This is a genomic window from Paenibacillus sp. FSL R5-0407, assembly GCF_038009185.1.
GTDB lineage: Bacteria > Bacillota > Bacilli > Paenibacillales > Paenibacillaceae > Fontibacillus > Fontibacillus vini.
Genome location: NZ_JBBPAX010000001.1, coordinates 2,324,973 through 2,345,704, shown reverse-complemented (window position 1 = coordinate 2,345,704; position 20,732 = coordinate 2,324,973). Strand labels below are relative to the sequence as shown.

The 20,732-nt window shown below is 49.8% G+C and carries 18 protein-coding genes and 1 tRNA gene; 15 read left to right on the top strand and 4 right to left on the bottom strand.

Annotation, left to right across the window (positions count from 1 at the left end):
* Nucleotides 1-18 precede the first annotated feature (18 nt).
* Nucleotides 19-918: a phosphate ABC transporter permease subunit PstC gene (pstC, locus tag NYE70_RS11140; protein ID WP_290408424.1), complete on the top strand. Its 900-nt coding sequence runs from the start codon at nt 19-21 to the stop codon at nt 916-918.
* Nucleotides 915-1,796: a phosphate ABC transporter permease PstA gene (gene pstA, locus NYE70_RS11135; RefSeq protein WP_290408383.1), complete on the top strand. Its 882-nt coding sequence runs from the start codon at nt 915-917 to the stop codon at nt 1,794-1,796. The genes pstC and pstA overlap by 4 nt, the downstream gene beginning before the upstream one ends.
* Nucleotides 1,797-1,921: 125 nt before the next feature.
* Here the strand turns inward: pstA and NYE70_RS11130 are convergent, their stop codons facing one another.
* The gene (locus tag NYE70_RS11130; RefSeq protein ID WP_290408382.1) at nt 1,922-2,416 is read right to left on the bottom strand and encodes a glutathione peroxidase; all 495 of its coding nucleotides are present in this window, start codon (nt 2,414-2,416) and stop codon (nt 1,922-1,924) included.
* Nucleotides 2,417-2,616: 200 nt separating this feature from the next.
* Between NYE70_RS11130 and NYE70_RS11125 the strand changes: the two genes are divergently transcribed.
* Nucleotides 2,617-3,576, top strand: coding sequence for an L-lactate dehydrogenase (locus NYE70_RS11125; RefSeq protein WP_341045982.1), 960 nt, complete (start codon nt 2,617-2,619; stop codon nt 3,574-3,576).
* Nucleotides 3,577-3,771: 195 nt separating this feature from the next.
* On the opposite strand, the gene NYE70_RS11120 is transcribed toward NYE70_RS11125, so the two are convergent.
* The 3 genes from NYE70_RS11120 to NYE70_RS11110 form a co-directional block, all read right to left on the bottom strand.
* Nucleotides 3,772-4,689 (bottom strand): IS3 family transposase, encoded by a 918-nt coding sequence (locus NYE70_RS11120; RefSeq protein ID WP_280520412.1) that lies wholly within the window; start codon nt 4,687-4,689, stop codon nt 3,772-3,774.
* An 11-nt stretch (nt 4,690-4,700) separates the two neighbouring features.
* Nucleotides 4,701-5,021: a transposase gene (locus NYE70_RS11115; protein WP_211020868.1), complete on the bottom strand. Its 321-nt coding sequence runs from the start codon at nt 5,019-5,021 to the stop codon at nt 4,701-4,703.
* A 484-nt stretch (nt 5,022-5,505) separates the two neighbouring features.
* Nucleotides 5,506-5,579, bottom strand: a tRNA-Arg gene (locus NYE70_RS11110).
* 263 nt (nt 5,580-5,842) lie between these two features.
* Here NYE70_RS11110 and NYE70_RS11105 point away from each other — a divergent pair.
* From NYE70_RS11105 to NYE70_RS11050, 12 genes are all read left to right on the top strand, one after another.
* The gene (locus tag NYE70_RS11105; protein ID WP_290408479.1) at nt 5,843-6,673 is read left to right on the top strand and encodes a hypothetical protein; all 831 of its coding nucleotides are present in this window, start codon (nt 5,843-5,845) and stop codon (nt 6,671-6,673) included.
* Nucleotides 6,674-6,874: 201 nt separating this feature from the next.
* On the top strand, nt 6,875-8,281 hold the full coding sequence (tig, locus tag NYE70_RS11100) for a trigger factor (protein ID WP_211023283.1): 1,407 nt from the start codon (nt 6,875-6,877) through the stop codon (nt 8,279-8,281).
* 268 nt (nt 8,282-8,549) lie between these two features.
* On the top strand, nt 8,550-9,140 hold the full coding sequence (clpP, locus tag NYE70_RS11095; protein ID WP_211023281.1) for an ATP-dependent Clp endopeptidase proteolytic subunit ClpP: 591 nt from the start codon (nt 8,550-8,552) through the stop codon (nt 9,138-9,140).
* 12 nt (nt 9,141-9,152) lie between these two features.
* Entirely contained in the window at nt 9,153-10,409 is a 1,257-nt protein-coding gene (clpX, locus tag NYE70_RS11090) for an ATP-dependent protease ATP-binding subunit ClpX (protein ID WP_211023279.1), read from the top strand.
* Nucleotides 10,410-10,526: 117 nt separating this feature from the next.
* Nucleotides 10,527-11,645 carry a flavodoxin-dependent (E)-4-hydroxy-3-methylbut-2-enyl-diphosphate synthase gene (gene ispG / locus NYE70_RS11085; RefSeq protein WP_341045981.1) on the top strand — a complete coding sequence of 373 codons (1,119 nt, stop codon included), beginning with the start codon at nt 10,527-10,529 and terminating at the stop codon, nt 11,643-11,645.
* 235 nt (nt 11,646-11,880) lie between these two features.
* Nucleotides 11,881-13,599, top strand: a complete 1,719-nt coding sequence (lonB, locus tag NYE70_RS11080) for an ATP-dependent protease LonB (protein ID WP_213656105.1) — start codon at nt 11,881-11,883, stop codon at nt 13,597-13,599.
* A gap of 117 nt (nt 13,600-13,716) precedes the next feature.
* Nucleotides 13,717-16,053, top strand: coding sequence for an endopeptidase La (gene lon, locus NYE70_RS11075; protein WP_341045980.1), 2,337 nt, complete (start codon nt 13,717-13,719; stop codon nt 16,051-16,053).
* Between the two features lie 14 nt (nt 16,054-16,067).
* Nucleotides 16,068-16,679 carry a ribosome biogenesis GTP-binding protein YihA/YsxC gene (gene yihA, locus NYE70_RS11070; RefSeq protein WP_211023270.1) on the top strand — a complete coding sequence of 204 codons (612 nt, stop codon included), beginning with the start codon at nt 16,068-16,070 and terminating at the stop codon, nt 16,677-16,679.
* Between the two features lie 213 nt (nt 16,680-16,892).
* A complete protein-coding gene (locus tag NYE70_RS11065; protein WP_213656103.1) occupies nt 16,893-17,480 on the top strand; it encodes a non-ribosomal peptide synthetase module in 588 nt (195 codons plus the stop codon).
* A gap of 326 nt (nt 17,481-17,806) precedes the next feature.
* The gene (gene speD, locus NYE70_RS11060; protein WP_211023266.1) at nt 17,807-18,205 is read left to right on the top strand and encodes an adenosylmethionine decarboxylase; all 399 of its coding nucleotides are present in this window, start codon (nt 17,807-17,809) and stop codon (nt 18,203-18,205) included.
* Between the two features lie 244 nt (nt 18,206-18,449).
* A complete protein-coding gene (gene hemA / locus NYE70_RS11055) occupies nt 18,450-19,841 on the top strand; it encodes a glutamyl-tRNA reductase (protein WP_290408475.1) in 1,392 nt (463 codons plus the stop codon).
* A gap of 241 nt (nt 19,842-20,082) precedes the next feature.
* Nucleotides 20,083-20,730 (top strand): precorrin-2 dehydrogenase/sirohydrochlorin ferrochelatase family protein, encoded by a 648-nt coding sequence (locus tag NYE70_RS11050; protein WP_341045976.1) that lies wholly within the window; start codon nt 20,083-20,085, stop codon nt 20,728-20,730.
* Nucleotides 20,731-20,732: the final 2 nt, after the last annotated feature.

The window sequence follows — 20,732 nt, the reverse complement described above, 5'->3', positions numbered from 1 at the left end:
GGCGCAGACTCGGCTCCTATGCCCAATCGCCGTAGGACCAGACGGTTTAACAAGGCGTTTTTTTTAAACAAGCTTTTTAAAAATTACTTTTTGTTCAGCATTTTGACTCTTTGTGCCGTTCTGGCACTGGTTATCTTCTTTATAGGAAGAACAGCGATTCTTGTGTTCGGGGACGTTTCTCCGGCCGAGTTCTTCTTCTCGCTGGACTGGACGCCGGAAGAGGGGCGATTCGGAGCCGCCCTGTTTATTCTAAATACGCTGTCTTTAACTTTGCTGACTTTGATTATGGCTGTTCCGATTTCCGTTGGTCTTGCAATTCTTATGGCTGAAATTGCGCCGAAATGGATGAAAAAGGCCATCCGGCCCGTTCTGGATCTGCTCGTGGGCATACCCTCGATCGTCTACGGTTATCTCGGATTAACCGTCCTGCTTCCATTCCTGCGTGAACTGAGCGGCGAAGGATTAGGGGACGGCTTGTTGGCAGCTGCCATCGTGCTGACGATCATGATTTTGCCGACGATCAGCCGAATTAGCGACGATGCGATCGGAGCCGTCCCGAAAAAATACCGCGAGGCCGCCTATGCGCTTGGGTCAACCCGTCTTCAGGTCATTTTCAGGGTTGTCTTGCCGGCGGCCGGCCGTGGGATCGTCGCAGCGGTTATTCTCGGGATGACTCGGGCCATCGGGGAAACCATGGCCGTAGTTATGGTGATCGGAAATACGCCGCAGGTGGCTAAAACATTATTTACGCCCTCATCGGTGCTGACTAGCAATATCGTGATGCAAATCTCGAACGTCGAGTTTGATTCGACATGGAATTACGCTCTGCATATGATGGCTTTCCTGCTGCTTCTCATTTCCTTCGGACTCATTCTGGTTATCCGATACCTCGGAAAAAAGGGAGGGGCTGAATCATGAACCGGTTTAGCGTATCAAGAAAACAGATTCGCGCTTTGCGATTGGACCGGATCGCAACGGCTTGTTTTTACGGGCTCGGCGTGCTGGTACTGCTCCTGATTTTTTGGCTTTTGTTCACGATTTTGGGGAAGGGATTACCGGGAATTACTCTGTCTTTCCTGACCAAGCTCCCCGAAGAAATCGATCCTGGCGGCGGTATCGGCCCCATGCTGTTCAATTCCTTCTACGTGCTGATCTTGTCGTTGATCATTTCTATCCCGATCGGGGTAGGGGCCGGCATTTATATGGCCGAATATGCACCGAAGAATCGGTTTACGGAAGTGCTTCGCATCTGCGTCGAGTCGCTGTCCTCCGTTCCGTCCATCGTTTTCGGCCTCTTGGGCTTAGCGATCTTCGCCGAGCTCCTCGGCATCGGTCTGACGATTCTGGGCGGCGCGGTAAGCCTTGCTTTTCTTAATCTGCCGATGCTGGCACGGGTAACGGAGGAAGCCGTCCGGGCGGTTCCGGACGATCTTCGTAACGCTTCGTATGCGCTCGGCGCTACGAAGTTCGAGGTGATCCGATCCGTCGTTCTGCCTGTGGCGATGGATGGTATCGTCACCGGCATCTGTCTTGTGGCCGGGCGGGCTTTTGGGGAATCGGCTGTCATTATTCTGACAGCAGGCCTTAGTACATCCGGTGAGATGTGGGACTTCAATTTATTCTCGCCGGGCGAGACGTTGGCGGTTCATCTTTGGTATGTCAACTCCGAGGCAATCGTGGAGGATGCCCGTCAGATTGCGGATAAGTCCGCAGCGGTGCTGGTTTTTGTGGTGCTGCTGATCAATCTGTTATTCCGCGTGCCGCTTTGGTTTAATAACCGGAAGTTGAAACGCTAAAAAAATCGCTGTATTCGCAAGTGGTGGGGGATGGTTACCCTCTCTTGCAATACAGCGATTTTTTGTTTGTTCAGGGTTGTGAGATCTATGGGATCTGTGGGATCGCGATGATGGTTTCCGGTATGTTATTCTGCTTTTTGCAACTGCTGGCGGATGTCTTCTTCCAGCGCTTCCGGCTCGGTGCGGGCACTGTACTGTTTGATGATATTGCCTTGACGGTCGATGAGGAATTTGACGAAGTTCCACTCGATATCGCCTGTACGGTAAGGCTCAGGGGTGTTTTCTACCAAATAGTTGTATAACGGATGAGCGTTTTCGCCCTTCACGTCGATTTTACTGAACATCGGGAAGGTTACTTGATAGTTCAAGTCACAGAAGTTTTTAATCTCTTCCTCAGTCCCGGGTTCCTGCCCGGCGAACTGGTTGCAGGGAAAACCGAGCACGGTGAGGCCCTGATCCTTATAAGTGCTGTATAGGTGCTGCAGCCCTTTGTAATGCGGGGTCAGGCCGCAGGCGCTGGCCGTGTTGACGATCAGCAAAACCTGACCTTTGTAAGGCTCGAGTGTGGTTTCTTTTCCGTCGATGGTATTAACTTGGAAATTATATATCGATTGACTCATTCTATCGCCTCCATTTTTATGTAGTATCTTCAATTTTAACTGATTAGTAGGACGAAACTCAATTTGGTGTGAAATAGACTTAAAAGTGTAAAAAATATGAAAGTAAATCATTGGAGTACGTATGTCGATTCCGGTTATAATTTAGGAAGATATTCTTTTGAGCATAGAAATCGGAACCGGTTGATAATGGAGGCGGGAAGATGGCCAGGAAATCAAGAAAAGTGACTATCGTGGGGTCAGGTCTCGTCGGGGCGGCCTGTGCATATTCGATGATCAATCAGTCCATCTGCGATGAGATCATGATGGTGGATCGAACCTATGACCGCGCGGTAGCCCAGGCGCTCGATTTATCGCATTGCATGGATTTCACTTCCACCCGGACAAAAGTCCATGCCGGTAATCTGGAGGATTGCAGGGATGTCGACGTAGTCGTACTGACCGCCGGCTCCAATCCAAAGCCGGGGCAAACGAGACTGGATGTACTGGAGGACGCGAAAAAAATCACCTCGGACATCGTATCCCGGATCATGAGCAGCGGTTTTGACGGCGTGTTTGTCGTGGCCGCGAATCCGGTGGATATCGTGACTTATATTGTACGTGAGGCTTCCGGACTTCCTCGTCACAAAGTGATCGGCACAGGAACCTCGCTGGACTCGGCGCGATTGAAAACCCTGTTGTCCGACGTTTTCTCCATCGACCCCCGCAGCGTAAACGGGTATGCGCTAGGAGAGCATGGCGAGTCCCAATTTGTGGCCTGGTCCCATGTGACGATCGGCGGGAAGCCGATACTGCAAATCCTCGACCAGCATAAGGAACGTTTCAAAGATGTGGACCTTAACGAGATCGCGCGCAAAACGAAGGATGCGGGATGGGAGATTTTCACGCGGAAGGGCAACACTCAGTTTGGAATAGGGAATGCGCTCGCCTACATCGTACGTTCCATTCTGAATGATGAACATAAGATTATCGCCATTTCCGCCATTCTCGAAGGCGAGTACGGACAAAGCGGCGTTTGCGCCGGCGTCCCGGCTATCATCGGAGAAGGCGGCATCCAGGAAGTGGTGGAGCTCAATTTGACAGAGGAGGAGCAACAGAAATTCGACGATTCCTGTTCCATATTGCGAAGCGCCATCCAGGATCTTCCCCGGAAGGGTGAATAAAACTGCCGGTTGTGCTGACAAATACAGTTAGTAGCTGGTGGCGATTAGAAGCTGTCGATTGGATATTTCCAATAGGGCAGCTTCTTTTTTAGACTGAGTAAGGACCTTCATTGGATATTCGGCTAGGCCCCTTAAATCCGGAGTCTTACCCACCAAAAATGGCTCGTTCGCATAATAGCTCACTATTTCAAACAATTACATCGCTTTATGAAATTCAGACGTATCCTCCTGCGTTTTAACCCAAACAGAAAATACCGCAGGAGGCATTCTTTTTAAACTGCCATGCATTTTTCTGTTGTTGTAAAAGTCCATGTAACCATCTAAAGCCTCGTAAGCTTCCTCAAAAGTCATGAAGTCTCTTAGACTGAATAAATGTCGCTCAAGTACACTGTGGAAGGATTCAATGTAAGCATTCATGTTTGGTGTGCGTGGCGGTATTCTTTCATGAATGAGTTCCAGACTCTCGCACATATCCCCAAATAATTTACTTACAAATTGCGGCCCGTTATCTGTGCGAATTACAGGCATGGGTTCTCCTGGCTGTATGCGCTTCTGCAATGCATGACAAAGCGTCTGCACGGCATGTTTTGCCTCACACACAGGACCTCTATATTGACCAACCACGACACGATCAAATACATCAATAATGCTAAGTACAAAAAAGAACCGTTCGCGTCCGATTACATAACCATACTTAATATCCATTTGCCACAATTGATTCGATCCTGTGACCACCCGATTTTTCGGTAATCTCCGTGGATGGGCCGGCTTACGTTGGCGTGCTTTTTGTAGGATCCCTAGTTCCTTGCATAAGCGATGGGATTTCTTTTTATTCAGCCTTACGTTATATCGGTCACGGATGCAATGTCCAAGAAATTTGTAGCCATAAACATGCTCCTCACCCTCAATAAGCTCAAGAAGCCAACTGTTAATTTGGTCGTCACTTACTTGTTCTCCGTTAAAAGTATATGAGTATCCGGGCGCTGGACGTCCACTATGTCTTGCTCTGGAACGTCTTTCCGGGTCACTCATCCGCTTTTTACGATCGTAATAGGTGGATTCCGAGAGTCCCATGATCCGCAGAACGACTGCTGCTGCTTCTCCCCGCTTAATAAATTGCTCTGCTATTTCGAATTTTTCGGATAAGCGGGGTTCTGCTTTTTTAATAATTCACGAAGTATCTCTATTTCGAGTTCCTTCTCCCCGAGCACTTTAACCGCCTTTTCATAGCGTTGCTCAACATCTTGCAGTCGCCGTAGTTCTTGCAAATGCTCATCTGTTGCAGGGATTTCTTCTGTTGGAATTGAATCACGATACTCTTTAACCCACAAACGAATGGTTTCAGGATGCAAATCATACATGCGGGCCAACACCCCCACCTTAATTCCAGACAATGCTTCTTTAACGATTTGAATTTTGATTTCTTCTTTCCGCTTTTTCCCCATACTGGATCCTCTCCCTTACTTCTAGTATAAATTTTTTGGGTAGGAGGACTCCAGTTTTATTAGGGGGCCTAAGAGTATTTCCAATGAATTCTGCGGAGAACCGCAGTTTATATATTTAATCTGAGCTTGTCATTGGATAATTCCAATTAACTGAGGAAAATCGGCCGATTGTAGCCATTTTTATTGGAAATATCCAATAGAGCGATCCGGCCCTGCGCGAGCCTCCGCTCGGCCCCTCCGGCTAAGCGCGGATAGCCTCGCTCCGACGAACCCCTGTAGGGGTTCTCACCCTCCTGGAACGCAAAAAGCTCTCCCGAAGGAGAGCTTTAACTTTACGTCCCAGGAGGGATACTCGCGCCCCAGCGCGAAACTCCGCTCGGCGCCTCCGGCTAAGCGCGAATAGCCTCGCTCCGACGAACCCCTGTAGGGGTTCTCATCCCCAGGGACGAAAAAAGCCGGTTCGCAATGAACCGGCTCTTGACTACGTCCCAGGAGGGATTCGAACCCCCGACCGACGGCTTAGAAGGCCGTTGCTCTATCCAGCTGAGCTACTGGGACATGACATATAAAACAAAAAACAGAAGCAAAAAATATATTATCACAGTCAGATAGTATATGCAATAGGTTAATTGCTATCTTGGACGGAGAAGTACAATTGAAGGATGATTTTTGTCTTCTATATTCTCTATGCTATAATCTCAAATGAATTAGACCGGACGAAGGGAGGCCCCATTATTAGCGGTAATCATCAGAGCGAGAATGACAACAACGTTGTTTTATTTCCAAAAACTTTGGATTTTTATCAAATAGAGCTAACTAGGATGCTGGAGACGGAGCGTTATTCTGAAGCTTCGGAGCTCCTTCAATTTTTGCTGCAATGCCAGGGACAGGACCCGAGGCTTTACGAAGAATGGCAGGCTTTGCTGGACTGGCTGACCGATGCTTTTCCCATGCTGCAGGGGAGTGAATCCGGCGGTTACGAGGACGATGAAGAAGGCGAGGAATCCATGGCCAGGCAGCACGTTGAAGCAAAGCTTGCGGAAGATGTAAATTACGCCGACAAGCTTCTTCATACGGTTATGGAGAAACCGATGTCCGAGCACACGTTTCTGGCCTTGGAGCAATTGTCCTATCTGGACAAGCCGGAAGTTGACGAGGCGCTCATCGGCTGGCTGCAAAGCACAGAATTGCATCCTCTGCTGCAGTACCGGGTTCTGCAAACGCTGCGACGCAGGGGGACTCAAGGCTTGATACGGTTTTTTCGTTCCGGCGAGCATGTAGAGATCGAGATTGAAACGGTGCCGATCAGGCCGGAAGAATTTCCGCAGCCGGTTCAGACTGTTTTGGAGCGGGTTGGGGACCAGACGCAGGTGCATGATCCGACTCTGTTTTATTTTGCACAGGAGCTGTGGACTCAATTTGTAATGGCAATCTATGGAACGATGGATTACAAATCGCTGCTGGTCGAAGAGGAAGCCATGATCGACATCTGGGCGGCGGCGCTGCATCAAACGGTGGCCGACAGCCTGCCCGGCGGAATCGGTGATGAGGAGCTGCGCAGTCTATATGGAATTACGGACAGCCTGCGTCTTCGTTACGAACAGGCGTACCGCTCCATGCGTCAATTCGTGGCGGCTGGCGCCAACGGTTAAACTGTTTTTTTGAAAAATATCCTATAATGCGGCTGGGATGCCATGGAACGGGCCTTGTAAAAAGCTGTATTGTTGTTTATAATGTAGTGGTTATTCTGAACGTGGACTAAGACAGCTATACTGAAACCAAGGTAGCTGCTTTATCGCGCGATTCGGTTTCAGTATTTTAAGTATAGTGAAATTTGGAGGGGAAGGCATAAAATGAAAGCAACTTGGGAAAAAATAGAGAAGAACCTCGGCGTACTCGAGGTCGAAGTGGAAGCGGAACGTGTTACCGCTGCACTGGATAAAGCTTTTCAAAAAGTAGTAAAGAAAGTAAACGTACCTGGATTCCGTAAGGGTAAAGTACCTCGGGCTATTTTTGAGTCCCGCTTCGGCGTGGAAAGCTTGTACCAAGACGCCATCGATATTTTGCTTCCTGAAGTTTATACTGAAGCGGTTGATCAAACTGATATTTTCCCGGTAGACCGCCCGGAAGTGGACGTAGAACAATTCGCTAAAGGACAAGCTTTCAAATTTAAAGCCAAAGTAACTGTTAAACCTGAAGTGAAGCTTGGCGATTACAAAGGAATCGAAGTTCCTGCAACTGACGTTGAAGTCAGCGAAGAAGAACTGAGCGAAGAGCTTACTCGTATGCAAGAGCGTCATGCTGAACTCGTTGTCATCGACGAAGAAGCTGCACAAAACGGAGATACTGTCGTAATTGACTTCGACGGTTCCGTAGACGGCGTTCCATTTGAAGGCGGCAAAGCTGAGCGTTACTCGCTCGAACTTGGCAGCAACACTTTCATTCCTGGGTTTGAAGAGCAAGTTGTGGGTCTTGCAACAGGCGACTTCAAGGACGTAACCGTTACTTTCCCGGAAACTTACCATGCTGAAGAATTGGCAGGTAAAGAAGCGGTATTTAAAGTAAAAGTTCACGAAATCAAGCGCAAACAGCTTCCTGAACTGGACGATGAGTTTGCTAAAGATGTTAGTGAATTCGACACTTTGGACGAGTATAAAGAAGACCTGAAGAAACAATTGCAATCCCGTAAGGAAAAAGAAGGCGAAGCAGAACGCGAGCGCGTACTCGTCGACAAAATCGGCGAAAACGCAGAAGTTGAAATTCCGCAAGCCATGATCGATAGCGAAGTTCAAAACATGGTTCGCGATTTCGACAACCGTCTTCGTGCTCAAGGCATGAACCTGGATATGTTCCTTGGTTTCTCCGGCCAAACGATTGAAGACCTGCAAGGTCAGATGACGAACGATGCCGAGAAACGCGTACGCAACAACCTGGTTCTGGAGCAAATCGCCAAAGCCGAGAAGATCGAAGCTACGGAAGAAGAAATCAACAAAGAGCTTCAGGATATGGCCGATGCTTACAAACGCAGCCCTGAAGAAATCCGTAACATTCTTGCCGCTAACGGTTCCCTGGGCAGCTTGAATGAGGATGTGCTTCTTCGCAAAACGATTCAATTCCTGATCGAGAACGCGAAAGAAGTTCCAGCAGAAAAAGCTGAGAAATCGGAAGAATCCGAAAAACCAGCCAAGAAAACAACAAAAAAAGCAGCAGCTAAAGCCGAGCCAAAAGCAGAGGAAGAAACTGCAGCTGAAGATAAGTAAGACGTAGAAAAATTGTCATTCCGTGCTCGAGCAACTCGCGGAGTAATAACACAAGCAAATGTTAAGGCACGTATATATAAAATGCGTGCCTTAATTTTTCACTTTTCGACATACAATTATTTCCAAGTGGTTATCCGGACAAACCTCCGGTTACATATTGTATTCCCAAGGACATAAACTGTAATGTGTGAAAAATGACATGCGCCTTTGAACGTGATAAAATATGTTTGGGCATAAGAAAATTCAAAAAAGAAAAGAGGTTGGTCACATGAGTCTGGTACCTATGGTCGTAGAACAAACTAACCGGGGAGAACGGTCTTACGATATATATTCGAGACTGCTCAAGGATCGCATTATTTTTCTCAGCAACGCGATTGACGATGACGTAGCCAATCTCGTGATTGCCCAATTGTTGTTTTTGGCCGCGGAAGATCCGGAAAAAGACATTCATCTGTACATTAACTCTCCAGGTGGTTCTGTTACTGCCGGGATGGGTATATATGATACGATGCAATATATCAAACCTGATGTGTCGACCATCTGCATGGGTATGGCTGCCAGCATGGGTTCGCTTTTGCTTACGGCAGGCGCTCCCGGCAAGCGTTACGCGCTTCCAAACAGCGAAGTGATGATTCATCAGCCGCTCGGAGGAATTCAAGGTCAGGCGGCGGATATCAAAATTCATGCCGATTGGATTATCAAGACACGGGAGAAGCTGAATCAGATCTATGTGGACCGGACGGGTCAACCCCTTGAAAAAATTCAGCGCGATACGGATCGCGATTTCTTTATGAGCGCGGAAGAGGCTAAGGCCTACGGGATCATCGACCAGGTCATCAACAAGCCCATTAAATCTTAAAGGGGTGTTTACATGTTTAAGTTCAACGACGAAAAAGGACAGTTGAAATGCTCGTTCTGCGGCAAATCGCAGGAACAAGTCCGGAAACTCGTTGCCGGACCGGGCGTTTATATATGCGACGAATGTATCGAATTGTGCACGGAAATCGTGGAGGAGGAACTCGGCCATGAAGAGGAGCTCGATCTGAAAGAGATTCCGAAGCCGAAGGAAATCCGCGACATTCTGGATCAATACGTAATCGGGCAGGAACAGGCCAAAAAGTCTCTTTCCGTTGCCGTTTACAACCATTACAAGCGCGTAAATACGCAAAGCAAAATTGAAGACGTCGAGCTGCAAAAGAGTAACATTCTCTTGCTTGGACCTACGGGTTCCGGTAAGACGCTGTTAGCGCAGACGATGGCTAAAATTTTGAATGTGCCGTTTGCGATTGCCGATGCGACTTCCCTTACGGAAGCCGGTTATGTCGGTGAAGACGTAGAGAACATCCTGCTGAAGCTGATTCAAGCTGCCGATTATGATGTGGAGAAGGCGGAACGCGGCATTATTTATATCGATGAAATCGATAAAGTGGCGCGCAAGTCGGAGAATCCATCCATCACCCGCGACGTTTCCGGGGAAGGCGTACAACAGGCTCTCCTGAAGATTCTGGAAGGTACAGTTGCTTCCGTTCCTCCGCAAGGCGGACGCAAGCACCCTCACCAGGAATTTATTCAAATCGATACGACGAACATTTTGTTTATTTGTGGCGGTGCCTTTGACGGCCTGGAGCAGATGATCAAACGCCGGATCGGTAAAAAGGTGATCGGCTTTAACGCCGTCAGCGATGGACAAAAGGATTTAAAACCAGGCGAATACTTGTCGATGGTATTGCCGGAAGACTTGCTGAAATTCGGTTTGATTCCCGAATTCGTGGGTCGTTTGCCGGTCATCTCGACATTGGAGCCTTTGGACGAGAAGACTTTGGTCCGCATTCTGGCCGAACCGAAGAATGCTTTGGTGAAGCAGTATCAGAAGCTTCTTGAGCTGGACAACGTGAATCTCCAGTTCGAACCGAAAGCGTTGGAAGCGATCGCTCGCGAAGCGATCAAACGTAACACCGGCGCCCGCGGACTTCGGGCCATCATCGAAGGCATTATGCTGGATGTGATGTATGAGGTGCCTTCCCGCGACGACATTACGGATTGCGTTATTACCGAAAAGGTCGTTCAAGAGAAAACGGTGCCTGAGCTAGAGGACAAAAAAGACAAGAAACAAGAAGAGAGCGCGTAAGGCTTAGCCGAACCGCGACAAAATAAATGCCGAAATCTCCATCTTTGCAATAAAGAGGTTCTTTTTTCGACCTCTTTATGCAGGGGTGGAGCTTTGGCGTTATGGGGGAGACCTGAAATGTTCCTGAGACAAGATACGCGGCCGGTCAAGGTCGGGAATCTGACGATCGGCGGAAGTAATGAAGTGATCATCCAGAGTATGTGTACGACCAAAACGGCGGATGTCGCCGCTACGGTGGCGGAAATTCTCCGTTTAGAGGAAGCCGGCTGCCAGGTGGTACGTGTGACGGTAAATAATGAGGAAGCGGCGGCGGCAATCAAAGAGATCAAGAAGCAGATCCACATTCCGCTCGTCGCCGATATTCATTTTAACTATAAATTGGCTTTGATGGCCATTGAGAACGGCATCGACAAGGTCCGGATCAATCCGGGTAACATCGGTCGCCGTGAAAAGGTTGAAGCTGTAGTAAAAGCTTGCAAGGAGCGCGGGATTCCGATCCGAATCGGCGTTAATGCAGGTTCTCTAGAGAATCACCTGTTGGAGAAATACGGTTATCCGACTCCTGAAGCGATGGTGGAGAGCGCTCTTTTCCATATCGGTATTTTGGAGGAATTGGATTTCCATGACATCATCGTCTCGCTGAAGGCTTCGGATGTGCCGATGGCCATCGCCGCTTACAGCAAGGCTGCTGAGGTCATTCCATATCCGCTGCACCTCGGGATTACGGAAGCCGGTACGCTGTTCTCCGGTACTGTTAAGAGCGCAGCCGGAATCGGAGCGCTGCTGTCCATGGGGATCGGTTCTACGCTGCGCATTTCGCTCAGTGCGGATCCGGTGGAGGAAGTGAAGGTAGCTCGCGAGCTGTTAAAGACATTCGGACTGATTACGAATGCGGCTACCCTGGTTTCCTGTCCTACTTGCGGGCGTCTTGATATCGATTTGTTCTCTATCGCCAACGAGGTGGAAGAATATATCTCGAATCTGAAGGTGCCGATTAAAGTGTCGGTGCTGGGCTGCGCCGTAAATGGTCCCGGCGAGGCTCGCGAAGCCGACATCGGTATCGCGGGTGCACGGGGAGAAGGCCTTCTGTTCCGTTACGGAGAAATGATCCGTAAAGTACCGGAAGCGGATTTGCTCTCCGAGCTGAAAAAGGAAATCGATCATATCGTCGAGGTTTACGAAGCGACGGGAGAGATTCCCGGCCGCAAAGAGCATCGGGCGGTACCGAGTAACTAAAATGGATGGATTCGCATATTATTATGCGTGAAATGGAACTGCAGGCTGTATTCTATATACGGCCTGCAGTTTTTTTGTATTTATGGCAAGGGCGATGGTTTCTTAGGGTAGGCGACGGACTCAACGAAGCAGAAAATTTGTGACATACCCCGTTCACTTTCAAACTCCCCGTTTTATGATGGAGCGAAAAGGCTATACTACCAAGTATCAGTTAAAGTGGGGAGGCTCTGTGACAATGGAATTGAGTGTTATTCTGATGTCCGTTCAATTATTTTTTGGCGTAGTGATCGGGATGTATTTCTGGAATCAACTGCGCAGCCAAAAAGGGAACCGTACGGCGGTAGACCGAGAATCGCGCAAGGAAATGGAGAAACTGCGCAAGCTGAGGGCGATATCGCTTACCAAGCCGCTTGCGGAGCGAACACGTCCCGCTTCATTGACCGATATCGTTGGTCAAAAGGACGGGCTTCGCGCGTTAAAGGCCGCACTCTGCAGTGCCAATCCGCAGCATGTAATCATTTACGGCCCCCCTGGGGTCGGTAAAACCGCCGCGGCCAGGGTAGTCATGGAAGAAGCCAAGAAGAACCCGGCTTCTCCGTTTAAAGCCGAGGCGAAGTTCATGGAGATCGATGCTACGATCGCCAGGTTTGATGAGCGCGGCATTGCGGATCCGCTTATCGGGTCCGTGCATGACCCGATTTATCAGGGAGCCGGGGCCATGGGCGTGGCGGGGATCCCGCAGCCGAAGCCAGGGGCCGTTACAAAGGCTCATGGCGGGATTTTGTTCATTGATGAAATCGGTGAACTGCATTCCATTCAGATGAATAAGCTGCTGAAGGTGCTGGAAGACCGTAAAGTGTACTTGGAAAGCGCCTATTACAATTCGGAAGATACCGGCACACCGGCGTATATTCATGATATTTTCCAGAACGGGCTGCCTGCGGATTTCAGATTAGTCGGTGCAACAACCCGGTCGCCGCAGGAAATTCCGCCCGCGCTTCGTTCGCGCTGCATGGAGATCTACTTTAGGCCGCTGCTGCCGGAGGAAATCTCCCAAATTGCGGAAGATGCCGTGAAGCGGATCGGATTTCAGCCTTGTCCGGAAGCCGTTGACGTCATTAAGAAATATGCGACGAATGGCCGCGAAGCGGTCAATATGGTTCAATTGGCTGCCGGTCTTGCACTGACGGAAAAACGGGATCATCTGCTTGCAGCCGATCTCGAATGGGTAGCGACCAGCAGTCAGCTGACTCCGCGTCCGGACCGTAAAATTCCGACACAGCCTGAAATCGGGGTAGTGAACGGGCTGGCGGTGTACGGCGCCAATATGGGGACGCTGCTTGAGATCGAGGCTACGGCGGTCCCAGTAGAGAAAGGAAAAGGAATCTACAACATCACCGGCGTGGTCGATGAGGAAGAAATCGGCGGCGGCAGCCGCACGCTGCGGCGCAAGAGCATGGCCAAAGGCTCTGTTGAAAATGTGCTGACCGTTTTGAAGCGAATCGGACTCGACCCGTCAGGGTATGACATCCATATCAACTTTCCCGGAGGGACGCCGATCGACGGACCGTCCGCCGGGCTGGCCATTGCGACGGCAATCGCCTCGGCGATCAAACGGATTCCGGTCGATCACCGCGTCGCAATGACCGGAGAAATAGGAATCCATGGCAAAGTGAAGCCGGTCGGCGGGGTTGTCGCCAAAGTGGAAGCTGCCTTTCAGGCTGGAGCCACGACGGTGCTGATTCCGAAGGATAATTGGCAAAGCCTATTCGAAGGGCTGGAAGGACTGCGGGTCATTCCGGTCGAATCCGTGGGAGAAGTGTTCCTGCACGTATTTGGAGAAGAAGCGGAGAAGGACTTTGGATTAATCGCAGGCGGAGAGCTGTTTGCGCCCGCTCCGGCTCCGGCTTCCTTCCTCCATGCGGAATCTCCCCCATCGGGCGGAGTGATGTAACGTCGTGTTTTACTTGGGCGGCTGCCACTTGAGCAGCCGCTCTTCATTGGTGTTTTCATGTAACATTTGCTAAAATAGGAATGATATCTAACGAGAACGTTTGGAGGTGCGAAAGCGATGGGAGCCCATAAATCCAAAGGCCGTCGTTTTCCTTTGCTGCCCTTGCGCGGCCTTCTCGTCTACCCTAGTATGGTGCTGCATTTAGACGTAGGCCGGGAAAAGTCTGTGAAGGCGCTGGAAAAGGCGATGGTCGATGACAATCTGATTCTCCTCTGTTCTCAATCCGAAGTGAACATTGAAGAGCCGACCCAGGAAGATATTTTTCGTATCGGTACCGTAGCGAAGGTCCGGCAGATGCTAAAGCTTCCGAACGGCACGATTCGAGTGCTGGTGGAAGGCATGGAGCGCGCCGAAATCGTGGAATATTTGGTCAATGAAGATTATTACGAGGTAATCGCGGAGGAGCGGCCGGAGGAAGATTCTCTCGATCCGGAAGTGGATGCTCTGATGCGCACGGTGCTTACCCAATTCGAACATTATATCAATTTATCCAAGAAAGTGACTCCGGAGACGCTTGCTGCGGTATCGGACATCGAAGAGGCAGGCCGGCTGGCGGATGTGATCACCAGTCATTTATCTCTCAAGATCAAGGATAAGCAGGAGATTCTGGAGACGATTGATGTCAGAATGCGGCTTGAGAAGCTGCTTGATATTTTGAATAATGAGCGTGAAGTGCTTGAGCTTGAGCGGAAAATCAGCCAGCGCGTCAAGAAGCAGATGGAGAAGACGCAGAAGGAATATTACCTTCGCGAACAGATGAAGGCGATCCAGAAGGAGCTTGGCGAGAAGGAAGGGCGCGCCGGCGAGGTAGAGGAGCTTCGGGCCCAGCTCGAAGAAAAGAATCTGCCTGAGAAAGTGCGCGAGAAGACGCAAAAGGAAATTGACCGGCTGGAGAAAATGCCGGCAAGTTCCGCCGAGGGCGGCGTCATCCGGAACTATGTGGATTGGTTGCTCAGCCTGCCTTGGGACAATAAGACCGAGGATGACCTCGATCTGGCTAAAGCCGAGCAGGTGTTGAATGAAGACCACTACGGACTTGATAAGCCTAAGGAACGCGTTCTTGAGTATTTGGCCGTTCAGAAGCTGGTCAAGAAGCTGAAGGGTCCGATTCTTTGCCTGGTTGGTCCTCCGGGGGTAGGTAAAACCTCGCTGGCTCGTTCCATCGCCCGTTCGCTGGGCCGGGAATTCGTCCGGATTTCCCTGGGCGGTGTAAGGGATGAGGCCGAAATTCGCGGACACCGCCGCACCTATGTCGGTGCGATGCCGGGCCGCATTATTCAGGGAATGAAGACGGCGGGCACCTTGAATCCGGTCTTCCTGCTGGATGAGATCGACAAGATGGCCTCCGATTTCCGCGGCGACCCTTCGTCGGCCTTGCTTGAAGTGCTCGATCCCGAACAGAACAACACGTTCAGCGATCACTTTATTGAAGTGCCGTTTGATTTGTCGAACGTCATGTTCGTTACGACCGCCAATGCGGTGCATAACATTCCGCGTCCATTGCTCGACCGGATGGAGATGCTTTATATCCCGGGTTACACGGAGCTGGAGAAGCTGCAAATCGCAACCCGTTATCTGCTTCCGAAGCAAAAACGGGAGCATGGGTTGGAGTCGGAACAGCTAGTAATCGGCGAGGATGCCCTTCTGCGAACGATCCGGGAATACACCCGTGAATCCGGGGTGCGGAATCTGGAGCAGCAGGTCGCCGCGCTTTGCCGTAAGGCTGCGAAGAAGGTTGTCTCCGAAGGTTTGGAGCGGATAGAGATCGGTCCCGAAGATATCAAGGATTATTTGGGAGTACCGAAATTCCGCTACGGCATAGCCGAACTGGAAGATCAGATCGGTACGGTAACCGGGCTGGCCTGGACCGAGGTCGGCGGAGAAACGCTGGTGATCGAGGTCACCGTCGTTCCGGGCAGCGGCAAGCTGATTTTGACCGGGAAGCTCGGAGATGTCATGAAGGAATCCGCGCAGGCGGCGTTCAGCTATACGCGCTCCAAGGCGTCGGAGCTTGGCATATCTACGGACTTTTACGAAAAGAATGACATCCATATTCATATCCCCGAAGGCGCAATTCCGAAGGACGGCCCATCGGCCGGCATTACGATTGCGACGGCCCTCATCTCGGCATTGACGGGCCGGCATGTATCGAAGGACATTGCGATGACCGGCGAAATTACGTTACGCGGCCGGGTGCTGCCGATCGGCGGATTGAAGGAGAAATCGCTCGCCGCTCACCGGGCGGGCTACAAAAAAATACTGCTGCCGAAAGACAATGAGCGCGATTTGCGCGACATTCCGGACAGTGTGAAGGAAGACGTGGTTTTTGTACCGGTATCCCATATGGATCAGGTGCTGGAGCATGCGCTTGTGGAACAATCCGGACTGCAATAGAGAGGATCGTAACGATGAAAATAACCAACGCAGAGTTTGTGATCAGTGCGGTTGGACCCAGTCAATATCCTGAGGACGCCTTGCCGGAAGTTGCTCTGGCAGGGCGTTCCAACGTGGGGAAATCCTCACTGATCAACCGCATGATCAACCGCAAAAATTTGGCCCGGACAAGCTCGACCCCCGGGAAAACCCAGCATTTGAACTATTACCGCATTAATGATGAGGTCTACTTTGTCGATTTTCCGGGGTACGGCTATGCCAAGGTATCCAAAACACAGCGCGAGGTATGGGGCAAGATGATCGAGAAGTACTTGCTGGAGCGCGAGACGCTTCGGCTTGTCCTGCTCGTGATCGATTTACGGCATCCGCCTTCAAAGGACGACGAATTGATGTACGATTGGCTAAAGCACTATGATCTTCCTGTATGCGTAGTCGCTACAAAAGCCGATAAAATTCCAAAATCCCGGTGGCAAAAGCATTTGAAAGTCATCAGGGAGGCGCTGGTCCTGCGTGCAGGTGATCAAATCATTATGTTTTCGTCCGAGGAAGGCATGGGTCGGGATGAACTTTGGTCCGCGATTTCCTCGTTTGCTTTCCCGGATAGCCTGGACGAGACATTGGAATAAACAGGAGGAAATAGCCTGAATCGATGGATCGAGAAGGGATTTGAAGAATGATCGGCAGGAAAGTGAGCATGCAAGGGGATTTTTACAGCTAAAAACGGATTAATCCGGTTTTTTCTGAAAAATGGCAGGATTTCACGTTTTAACCGCTGAGCAAATGATTTAATGAGTAGTGTATAATTATTTAAAAGGATTAAAAGAATTGAGGAGATTTTTATGGCTCAGCGGTTAGCCACAGAGTATGTTAATGCCAGTTTGCGTTTGTCGGAAGTCCAGATGTCGCAGTTTATTCACAAAGTGTATGATCCTCATGTCCGCCAGCGAGTGAAGGTGCTGGAGAACGGCAGTCAAGAGGTGGTGCTGGAGGATGACGGCGGGGAAGAAGTCCATCTGCCTTTTGACCGCAGGGACGGTTATTATGTCTGTGAATTGTCTTTCCGCTTGGAAAAACCCCATTTAACAAATGTCATGAGACTTTTGTTCGCCGCTTTCAAGGGCTCCGGAATGGTTACGAGAATTTATAACGGATTCATGATGATGTATTATTATCAGGATGGCCGGGTCCGCAAAATCGTGGAGTACTCCAAGGATTCGTACAAATTGGTGTTTGAGTTAAAGGATAGTTTAGGGGAATTGCAAAGGATCTATCGGAATAATGATGTGGAACGGGAGATTGAATACATTCACGGCAGCATCAATACCCTGCTCGACAAACGCATTATCGCTAATGACCCCGATGCCGTGAACCGGATTGACGACGAGCTTCGCGGACATACCCGCCGATTATTCGCCTTGGAAGCATAACGCCAATCACACAATTGAATAACAATTCAGGCCCGTCGAACAGAGTCCACTTTTCGGCGGGTTTTTTCATGCCGAAAGTCTGAAAAACAGCGTGTTTACGCACAATCCGGAAGGAAGAAGAATAATATTTACCTGGGGCCAAAAAAGTGTTGCATTTGTCCCCGATAGATGTTATTTTTAATCTCGTTGAAAAGAATATAGGAACCAGGATTCACTCAGGACATGGAGATGTTGCGAGAGATATTTCCCTCGGGAAGTGAATGACGTAGGTCCTAGCGGATGAAATTTTTTCAAACATTTTATTCCTAGGAAGGGGGAACCGGAAGATGGAATATTCAACTTTCGGAAGACACGTTGCTGTTGATACTTGGGGAGTCGATTTTGAGGTTCTGAACAACGCGGATCTGCTGCAAGCTCATATGGTGGAAGCAGCCGAAGCTTGCGGAGCCACGGTGATGTCGGTGCAAGCCAGACAGTTTGAACCACAAGGTGCCACGGTGCTTGTTTTGCTGTCGGAGAGCCATCTCTCGATTCATACGTATCCTGAGAGAGGTTTTGCTGCGATTGATTGTTACACTTGCGGAGAAACTGTAGACCCGCAATTGGCGATCGATTACCTGGTGACCGTCTTACAACCGGAGAAATATTTTGCTAAGAAATTAATTCGCGGTTTGGGTGAACTCGAAGTGGTCACGCCTGTAGTGAATCAAGTAGAGCTTGTTTAAAGAGCGATTTTATAACATAAGAAAAATGGGTAAACTAAGATATAACCATGGAAAATTTCCATGGTTATTTATTTTACTTGCTGAGCAATGCTTATTAATTTAAGTCTGTTTGGAACATAGTTCATAAATAATTCATAAAAAAATCATAGAAACAGCGGGGTAACGGACTACCCCCTGTGATATAATTAACATAGTTTGTTTACACATGATGCTTTGACATCTCTTAGAGGCAGGTGAACTTGCAATGCACATTGTCGTAGTCGGGTTGAATTATCGGACGGCGCCTGTGGAAGTCAGAGAACGTTTTTCGTTTGCAGAAAAAGATATGCCACAAGCGCTGCAGGAGCTCTTACGCACCAAAAGTGTATTGGAAGGCGTCATTATTGCTACCTGTAACAGGACGGAAATATATGTAGTCGTGGATCGGCTGCACATGTGCGGGTATTTTATTCGTAGTTTTATGGAAAAATGGTTTGGGATTTCACGTGAGGAATTCACCAAACATTTATATATGTATGAGGACGAGCAGGCAATACGTCATCTTTTCCGGGTTGCTTGCGGCCTGGATTCCATGGTGCTCGGCGAAACGCAAATCCTGGGTCAGGTCCGCAGCGCCTTTCTTTTATCGCAGAGCGAGAAGGCGACAGGGACATGGTTTAATATGCTGTTCAAACAGGCGGTTACACTCAGTAAACGCGCGCACTCGGAAACGGCGATCGGAGAAAGCGCGGTTTCCGTCAGCTATGCAGCGGTAGAGCTGGGAAAACGCGTATTTGGAAGCTTCAGCGGCAAGCGAGTTCTGATCCTGGGTGCCGGAAAGATGAGTGAGCTAACGGCCAAGCATTTAAGCGGCGCGGGGGCCGAAGAGGTGCTCGTCGCCAATCGAACCTTTGCGCGAGCTCAGGAGCTGGCCTCTAAATTCAGCGGTACTCCTTGTTCCATGCAGGAGGCGATGCAGCGGTTGGAAGAAGTGGATATTCTGATCAGCTCTACAGGAGCTGAAGGCTATGTCATTACTTCCGCTCAAGTCGCTCAAAGCATGAAACAGCGGCCGGACCGTCCGTTGTTTATGATCGACATCGCGGTTCCGAGAGATATCGATCCGGCGATCAGTGAATTGCAGAATGTATTTTTGTACGATATTGACGATCTTGAAGGCATTGTGGAGAGCAATATGGAGATGCGCAGGGGCGAAGCCCTGAAAATTGAGGACATGATCGAGGAAGAGATCTCCTCCTTTGCAAATTGGCTTCAGACGTTGGGCGTAAAACCTGTTATACGCGCTTTGCAGGAGAAGTCTTCGTCCATCCATGAAAGCACGCTCGAGAGTTTGTTCAATAAGCTTCCGGAGCTTGACGAACGCCAACGGAAGGTTATCCGGAGATTAACCAAAAGTATTATTAATCAAATGATGCATGATCCGATTAACCGCATCAAGGAATTGGCGGGCGAAGAGAACGGTGCCGAGGCGCTGAACATGTTCACCCAGATCTTCTCTTTGGAAGAGCAGATGGAAAGACTGGCGGAATCGGAGATGGCAAGCGGTGCTTCGCAAGAAGTATTCGAAGCTGCCAAGGAAGAGAAGGTATCGCAGCAGGAAAAACCGGCGCTGTCCTTGGTACAGGCATCGGTATAATTTACACGCCCTGGGCTTACGTTATATTCCCGGTTATGCAGAGGATGCAGCCGGGGGAGAACGACTGGCACGGGGCTTATTTCTATTCGAAGAGCAGTTTGGGAATCCGCCTTCCGGTCGAAATAAGACCTGCTGGAAAAAAGGTGCAGCGTACAGTATGCTATACACATTGCACAATGATTGGCTCGTCCTGAACTTGGCCGTAGCCTGATTCTGATTAGCCGTCCCGGGAGGTAAACCGATGACACATTATGTTCCTGTTATGTTGAAGCTGGAAGGGCGCAGGTGCGTCATAATTGGAGGCGGTCCGGTAGCGGAGCGCAAAGCGGCTTCCTTAATAGAAGCGGGGGCGGTGGTGGTTGTAGTTGCTCCTGATGCAACAAATCGGCTGCAAAGCGATCAGTCCGCCGGACGGTTGATTTGGGAGATGCGGAACTACAGGAAGGGCGATCTTGACGGAGCTTTTTTGGCATATGCCGCGACGGATCAACCGGATATTAACGATGCGGTCGTACGGGAAGCCGAACGGCTCGGCATTCCGGTGAACCATACGGGTGACGGAAGCAAAGGATCTTTTATTACGCCAAGCATCGTGCGCCGCGGAGGATTGATTCTGGCTGTTTCTACATCCGGGGCTGGACCGGGTGCTTCGAGGATGCTGAGCCGGGAGATTGACGAACGATACGGAAGTGAGTATGAAATTTACGTGGATTTTCTGAGTTTTGCCAGATCTGTGGTCAAAGGCCGGGTACAAGATACAGGTTTGCGGGCCAAACTATATAAATCGCTGGCAGAAATGGACATATTGGCATCCATTCGGGAAGGCCGTTTCCATCCTTGGAGCAAGGAAGAACTGGATGCATGGATAGATCAACAACGGGAGGAATGAAG

Excerpts from the sequence above, each read along its gene's own strand:
- lonB (WP_213656105.1), top strand. The coding sequence starts at position 11,881 with ATGGAATTGAGTGTTATTCTGATGTCCGTTCAATTATTTTTTGGCGTA.
- tig (WP_211023283.1), top strand. The coding sequence starts at position 6,875 with ATGAAAGCAACTTGGGAAAAAATAGAGAAGAACCTCGGCGTACTCGAG.
- yihA (WP_211023270.1), top strand. The coding sequence starts at position 16,068 with ATGAAAATAACCAACGCAGAGTTTGTGATCAGTGCGGTTGGACCCAGT.
- NYE70_RS11130 (WP_290408382.1), bottom strand. The coding sequence starts at position 2,416 with ATGAGTCAATCGATATATAATTTCCAAGTTAATACCATCGACGGAAAA.
- pstC (WP_290408424.1), top strand. The coding sequence starts at position 19 with ATGCCCAATCGCCGTAGGACCAGACGGTTTAACAAGGCGTTTTTTTTA.
- ispG (WP_341045981.1), top strand. The coding sequence starts at position 10,527 with ATGTTCCTGAGACAAGATACGCGGCCGGTCAAGGTCGGGAATCTGACG.
- lon (WP_341045980.1), top strand. The coding sequence starts at position 13,717 with ATGGGAGCCCATAAATCCAAAGGCCGTCGTTTTCCTTTGCTGCCCTTG.
- clpP (WP_211023281.1), top strand. The coding sequence starts at position 8,550 with ATGAGTCTGGTACCTATGGTCGTAGAACAAACTAACCGGGGAGAACGG.
- NYE70_RS11050 (WP_341045976.1), top strand. The coding sequence starts at position 20,083 with ATGACACATTATGTTCCTGTTATGTTGAAGCTGGAAGGGCGCAGGTGC.
- NYE70_RS11105 (WP_290408479.1), top strand. The coding sequence starts at position 5,843 with ATGCTGGAGACGGAGCGTTATTCTGAAGCTTCGGAGCTCCTTCAATTT.
- NYE70_RS11125 (WP_341045982.1), top strand. The coding sequence starts at position 2,617 with ATGGCCAGGAAATCAAGAAAAGTGACTATCGTGGGGTCAGGTCTCGTC.
- clpX (WP_211023279.1), top strand. The coding sequence starts at position 9,153 with ATGTTTAAGTTCAACGACGAAAAAGGACAGTTGAAATGCTCGTTCTGC.
- NYE70_RS11065 (WP_213656103.1), top strand. The coding sequence starts at position 16,893 with ATGGCTCAGCGGTTAGCCACAGAGTATGTTAATGCCAGTTTGCGTTTG.
- NYE70_RS11115 (WP_211020868.1), bottom strand. The coding sequence starts at position 5,021 with ATGGGGAAAAAGCGGAAAGAAGAAATCAAAATTCAAATCGTTAAAGAA.
- pstA (WP_290408383.1), top strand. The coding sequence starts at position 915 with ATGAACCGGTTTAGCGTATCAAGAAAACAGATTCGCGCTTTGCGATTG.
- speD (WP_211023266.1), top strand. The coding sequence starts at position 17,807 with ATGGAATATTCAACTTTCGGAAGACACGTTGCTGTTGATACTTGGGGA.
- hemA (WP_290408475.1), top strand. The coding sequence starts at position 18,450 with ATGCACATTGTCGTAGTCGGGTTGAATTATCGGACGGCGCCTGTGGAA.